At 31.4% G+C, this 6067-nt stretch carries 7 protein-coding genes and 2 tRNA genes; 4 read left to right on the forward strand and 5 right to left on the reverse strand.

The genetic code is table 11. The features are described from left to right. The coding region (locus Q0C22_RS00935; RefSeq protein WP_291490216.1) for a DUF2325 domain-containing protein at window positions 1-193 on the reverse strand (193 nt) is incomplete at its 3' end. Window positions 194-314: 121 nt separating this feature from the next. Between Q0C22_RS00935 and Q0C22_RS00940 the strand changes: the two genes are divergently transcribed. The 4 genes from Q0C22_RS00940 to Q0C22_RS00955 all read left to right on the forward strand — a co-directional run bounded on the left by Q0C22_RS00940 (window position 315) and on the right by Q0C22_RS00955 (window position 2131). Further along, window positions 315-404: transfer RNA gene (locus tag Q0C22_RS00940), tRNA-Ser, on the forward strand. Window positions 405-415: 11 nt separating this feature from the next. Beyond that, window positions 416-509 (forward strand) — tRNA-Ser (locus Q0C22_RS00945). 6 nt (window positions 510-515) lie between these two features. Continuing rightward, the gene (locus tag Q0C22_RS00950) at window positions 516-1184 is read left to right on the forward strand and encodes a M48 family metallopeptidase (RefSeq protein ID WP_291490217.1); all 669 of its coding nucleotides are present in this window, start codon (window positions 516-518) and stop codon (window positions 1182-1184) included. Beyond that, complete coding sequence (locus Q0C22_RS00955) at window positions 1181-2131, forward strand: hypothetical protein (protein WP_291490218.1); 951 nt, start codon at window positions 1181-1183, stop codon at window positions 2129-2131. The genes Q0C22_RS00950 and Q0C22_RS00955 overlap by 4 nt, the downstream gene beginning before the upstream one ends. On the opposite strand, the gene Q0C22_RS00960 is transcribed toward Q0C22_RS00955, so the two are convergent. The 4 genes from Q0C22_RS00960 to Q0C22_RS00975 all read right to left on the reverse strand — a co-directional run. After that, window positions 2128-3420 carry a diguanylate cyclase gene (locus Q0C22_RS00960; protein WP_291490219.1) on the reverse strand — a complete coding sequence of 431 codons (1293 nt, stop codon included), beginning with the start codon at window positions 3418-3420 and terminating at the stop codon, window positions 2128-2130. The two genes, Q0C22_RS00955 and Q0C22_RS00960, sit on opposite strands and share 4 nt — an antisense overlap. Next, on the reverse strand, window positions 3421-4497 hold the full coding sequence (gene pheA / locus Q0C22_RS00965) for a prephenate dehydratase (RefSeq protein WP_291490220.1): 1077 nt from the start codon (window positions 4495-4497) through the stop codon (window positions 3421-3423). A gap of 9 nt (window positions 4498-4506) precedes the next feature. Continuing rightward, window positions 4507-5457: an acetyl-CoA carboxylase carboxyltransferase subunit alpha gene (locus Q0C22_RS00970; RefSeq protein ID WP_291490221.1), complete on the reverse strand. Its 951-nt coding sequence runs from the start codon at window positions 5455-5457 to the stop codon at window positions 4507-4509. 3 nt (window positions 5458-5460) lie between these two features. Next, the coding region (locus tag Q0C22_RS00975) for an alpha-isopropylmalate synthase regulatory domain-containing protein (RefSeq protein WP_291490222.1) at window positions 5461-6067 on the reverse strand (607 nt) is incomplete at its 5' end.

Raw genomic sequence — 6067 nt, forward strand, 5'->3', positions numbered from 1 at the left:
ATTTTACAGCTTGATTTTTTGCTGGGTGAGAAACTTTGTTTGTAAATACTATCAGAGCGTCTACACCGCCAATTTTAGAAGGAAAGTCAGTTACCTTTTTTGTAAAAACTTTTAGTTTTACACCCATTTGCTCTCCTGCTTTAACATAGTCTTCAACAAGTTTATCCATGCCACCTACTACAAGTACACACATTACACACCTCCAAAAAATTATATAATTCTAACTTTATTATATTTATCTAATTTTGTCAATAAAAATTTTCAAACTAAAATACTTGAAAATTGGTTCATATTTGTTATACTAACCAAAGATCGGAGGAGTGGCCGAGTGGTTTAAGGCGGCGGTCTTGAAAACCGTTGAAGGTGCAAGCCTTCCGTGGGTTCGAATCCTACCTCCTCCGCCATTTTTTTATTTGGAGAGGTGGCCGAGTTGGCCTAAGGCGCTCGCCTGCTAAGCGAGTGTAGGGGCAAAACCTCTACCGCGGGTTCGAATCCCGCCCTCTCCGCCATTTTTTATGCAAACTCAAATTGTTTATTCAAAGCGAAAAACTATAAGCCTCATTATTACAAAAGATGCTAATTTACTCATAAGAGCTCCTTTTGGCACAAATAAAAGCACAATTATTAAAATTATACAAGATAAAAAAGCTTGGATTGAAAAAAAAATAGATGAAATCAAAAAACATCCTTTGTGCGCAAAAAAAGATTACATAGATGGCGAAAAATTTTATTACTTAGGCAAAATTTATGAGTTAAAAATATCAAATGCGAACAAAAACAGTGTTTTTTTGAGTGATGGTAAGATTTTTATATTATTAAAAAAACAATCAAGCACAAAAACAGTTTTAATCAATTGGTACAAAGAACAAGCTCTAAATTTTATAAAAACTCGTTTAAATTACTACTCAAACCTGCTTAATTGTACATTTAAAAGCGTAAATATTACAAGCGCAAAAAAAAGATTGGGTTCTTGCGATTTTAATGGTAATTTAAGGTTTAGCTTTTATAATATTTTGCTTGATCAAACTTATATTGATTATGTCGTTATTCATGAGCTTTGCCACTTGTTTTATTTAGATCACTCAAAAAATTTCTGGCAAAAAGTAGAAAGCGCGATGCCTGATTTTAAACAAAAAAGATTGTGGATTAGAAAAAACTTTTATATAATAGCAAACAGCTTATGATAACAAAAACAATAGTAAATGAAAATCCTGTGATTTATAGTTCTTTTCCTACAATGACAACCTATAAAGATTGTTTAGTAATTTTTTTTAGGCAGGGTTTGGTTGATAAAAGTAATCCGCACGGCTTTCATGGTAAGGTAAAATGTGTCAAAATTAAACTAACTGACTTGAAAAAACTTTTTGATCAAAACTGTTCACTTAATATCCAAGAAGAAATCGTTTTTGAAAGCCAAAACGAGTTAGATGCCATTGTATCAAAATTAAGTGATGATCTATATACGCTTGCCACAAGAATATTTGTTAAAAACAAGATAAATGATGTATTTTTATCCGTATCAGACGATTGCAATTTTAAAGAAAGAATTAAAATAAACATTAAAGATGTTAATTTAGCTGCAATGTATGGCAAAGCAATAAGTTTTGGTTCATATTATATATTTAGTGCGTATGGTAGCTTAAAAAATGAAAACTTTACAAGACCTTTATTTATTGCAACAAGCGATTTTTATCATTTTGAATTGTTTAGTTATTTAGAAAGCTCAAAAGATTTAATGCTCAATGAAACTTCCGTGGTTAAAATTAACAGTAGCTACATTGCATTTTCTCGCAAAGATACATATCCAGACTACGCCATATACTTAAGCAGCAGTAAAAATTTATCAAATTGGGATACTCCAAAGAAATTAATTGACTTTGCATTAGCTCCAATGGCAATCATTGTAAACGGAGAAATTTTTGTAAGTTTTAGGGATAATCAAAACAATATAAATAAAATCAGCATAATAAACACAAAAACCTTAGAAAAAAAAGTAGTTGATACATATAAGGGTAGTCTTTTTGATGGGGGTTACAGTGATTTAGCCTTTATTGATGGAACTATTTATATGGTCTACTATACAAACAATATAGCACCATTTATAAAAATGGCAAAGCTAAAACCATTTTAAACAGTTTTTTTATTGAGGTTTTCTAAGGAAGGATAAACACAATTTCTGCCATTTTCTTTCGCTAAATAAAGGTTTTTGTCTGCAATTTTTACAAGTGTGTCTATATCCATACTTTTGTTAAATTCAGCTGCTCCTGCGGAAATTGTTATATTAAAAGATATTGTTTTGTATTTATTAAAAGTCATTATCGTTTGTGAAATTGTGGAACGTATTTTATTTGCAAGCAAACATGCACCATAAAGGTCAGTATTTGGTAGAGCAAGACAAAATTCCTCTCCTCCGTATCGGCCAAATACATCTGCCCTTCTAGTCATTTTTAAAACAATTTCTGCAAGTTTTTTTAAAACAAAATCACCTATATCATGACCATAAGTATCATTGATCTTTTTAAAATAATCAATATCTAAGATTACAAAAGAAAGGGGTTTGTTTTCTCTAACACTTAGTGCAGTCAAATTTTCCAAAAAGTGAAAAAATGTGCGTCTGTTATATATACCTGTCAAATAATCCTTTTCAGATGTTTCTTTTAATTTTTTGATTAATTTTGAAATTCTGATATTGGCTCTTACTCTAGAAAAAAATTCATTAATGTTGTATGGTTTATATATAAAGTCGTCCGCACCTAAATCCAAAATCTCAGATAAAATATCTTTTTCTCTAAAAGATGTAAGTCCAACTATTGGGATAAAACTAAAGCGATCATCTGTTTTTAAAATACTGATCAAATCATAACCTGTATATTGTGGTAAAAAAATATCCATCAAAATAACATCTACATCTACACCACCAATTAAATATCTCATTGCTTCAACTGCATTTTTCGCGCTTATTGGCTGTATATTTTTTAGTCTTAATTGCTGGCAAATCGTTTCGTTTTGAATTAAAGAATCTTCTATTACAAGAGCTGTTCCTTCGTTAATTTCTTCATTAAAATAATCAAGTAAATAATTTAATAATTGACCTTGTTTAAAAGGTTTTTTTAAAAAATCAAAAGCACCTGAATTAAAATCTTTTTTTTCATAGTAATCACCTTCATTTGCCGTTAAAATTACAACAGGCAAAAAAATTAAATTTAATTCTTCTTTTATTTTTTTGAGTAACTCAAAACCACCCATATGTGGCATTTCACCATCAATTATAGCAAAATCAAACTTTTGGTCTTTTAGCAAAAAATTATAAGCATACATACCATCTTCAAAGATTTCTAAATCAAAATAGTTTTGCAATTCTTTTTTTATAATGGCTCTTATAGTTGAGCTATCATCGCAAATTAAAATTCTTTTTCTCACTTACTTTATATATTTTGGGTAGGAACCTAAAAGTTTCACAAAAGGAACCATCCGACTTAAGGTATCGAAAGCCCTTTTAACACTTTCAGTCTCAATATGACCATCAACATCAACATAAAATATATATGACCAGTTTTCTTGTTTTGATGGTCTGGATTCTATACGTGTAAGATTTATATTATTATCATAAAAAATTTTTAAAATAGAATAAAGTGCTCCAACTTTGTCGTAAATTGAAAACATCAGCGAAGTTTTATCTTCACCACTTGGCGATGGTATATGCTTGCCTATAACCAAAAAACGTGTTACATTGTTAATTTTATCTTCTATACCTTTTGCAAGCACATTCAAATCATATAAAGCACTTGCAGCTAAAGATGAAATAGCGGCTGCGCTTTTATCTTTTGCTGCAATTTTTGCAGCTTTTGCTGTAGAGGTAGTTTCTAATAAAATCGCATTTGGCAGGTGTTTTTTTAGCCAATTTTTACATTGTCCAAGCGCATTTGGGTGAGAATAAACCGTTTTAATCTCATTTAAGCTATTGGCTTTGGAAAGCAAATTATGCTTAATATCGACCATAATCTCCGAAACTATTTTAACATTAGAATTAACAAACATATCAAGCGTATAGTTAACTACGCCCTCAATAGAATTTTCTATTGGTACCACCCCAAAATCAGCTCTATCCTGCTCTACATCAAAAAATACATCTTCAATCGATTCTTCACTTTGATAGTATAAACTCGTGCCAAATTTTTCGATTGCAGCTTGATGTGTAAACGTCGCTTCTGGGCCTAAATAGCTAATTGTAAGAGGTTCTTCCATTTTAATTGAAGCACTCATTATTTCCCTAAAAATTGCTTTTAGAGAATTTTTATTCATATAGGTAAGCTTTAAGCTATCAAGCGTTTTGTATATCTGGTTTTCTCTTTCTGGAGCATAAAAAGACAAACCTTTTTCGCGTTTAATTGTGCCAATTTCTTTTACAATTTCTGAGCGTTTTTCCAAAAGCTCAATTATTTTGTTGTCTATATTGTTAATCTGAGCCCTTAAAGTTTCTAAATCTTTATTATTCATCCTTGCCTCTTACAAGAAATTTGTTGTCATAGCGCGCCATTTTTCCCATCTTTTATCAAGTAATTTCTTTGCGTTATTTCGTGTTAATTCTTTTAAATTGTCTATTATATAATTCTTTATTGAATAGGCTGCTTGCTGAGGGTTTCTATGTGCACCGCCAAGGGGTTCTTGTATTATGTCATCTATAACTTTTAAGTTGTATAAATCTTTAGCCGTTACATGCATAGCTTTTGCAGCTTCAACTACATGATTGCCATCTCTCCAAAGTATTGATGAGCAGCCTTCAGGTGAGATCACACCATATATTGCAAATTCAAGCATGGCAATTTTGTCCCCAACAGACAATGCAAGTGCTCCGCCACTTCCACCTTCACCTGTTATTATGCAAATTATAGGTACTTTTAAACCAGACATAATATATAGATTCCTTGCAATGGCTTCAGACTGGCCCCTTTCTTCTGCACCTACACCAGGATATGCACCAGGTGTATCTACAAATGTTACAATTGGGAGGTTAAATTTTTCAGCCAGTTTCATAACTCTTTGGGATTTGCGGTAACCTTCTGGATTTGCCATACCAAAATTTCTGTATAAATTTTCTTTCGTATTGCGACCTTTTTGGTGGCCGATTATAGCTACTTTATATTTGTCAATATATCCAAATCCTGTTACAATAGCTTTATCATCTGCAAATAATCTATCGCCATGAACTTCGACAAAGTCTTTAACAATATAATTTACAAAATCGAGCGTATAAGGCCTATTTGGGTGTCTTGCAATTTTTATTACTTTGTCAATAGATAAATTTTCAAATTCTTTCTTAATTATTTCATTTTTTTTGCGTTCGAGTGCTTCAATTTCTTGATGCACGTCAATCGAGCTATTTTGTGCCATTTGCCTTAAATTTTCAATTTCTTCTTCTATTTCATAAATTGGTCTTTCAAAATCATATATGAACATAACTCACCTCTTGCTAACTAAACCATCATCTTTCATTAATTTGTATATAATTGAATCAAATAAAGCTTTCTTTGATGCTTCAATAACGTCTTCACCTACACCAACTGTTTCCCACCTATCTTTTTTATCCGTCGATTGTATAAGAACCCTTACACTTGCACCCGTACCTTTTTCACTCTTTAAAATTCTAACTTTATAATCAATAAGCGCTAATTCAGCAAGATTTGGATAAAATACGATTAAAGCTTTTCTTATAGCATTGTCAAGTGCATTAACTGGACCGTTTCCTAGGCTTGCAGTATGCTCGATTTTGTCCTTAACTTTAACAATTACTGTAGCTTCAACCGGACTACGCTCGTTATTGGTACAACGCTCTCTATCTATTACAGTGTATGATAAAACTTCAAAATAATCCCTTATTTCACCTCTGTGCTTTCTTAAAAGCAACTCAAAAGATGCGTCTGCAGTTTCAAAATAATATCCCTCATTTTCAAGTTTTTTAATCTCAGCCAATGCGTTTTTACCAGCCTTAGAATCTTTATCAATAGGTATACCCATATTTTGCGCTTTATACATGATGTTACTAATACCAGAAAGGTCAGATACTAAA

Origin of the sequence: Desulfurella sp., assembly GCF_023256235.1 — a bacterium.
Taxonomy (GTDB): domain Bacteria; phylum Campylobacterota_A; class Desulfurellia; order Desulfurellales; family Desulfurellaceae; genus Desulfurella.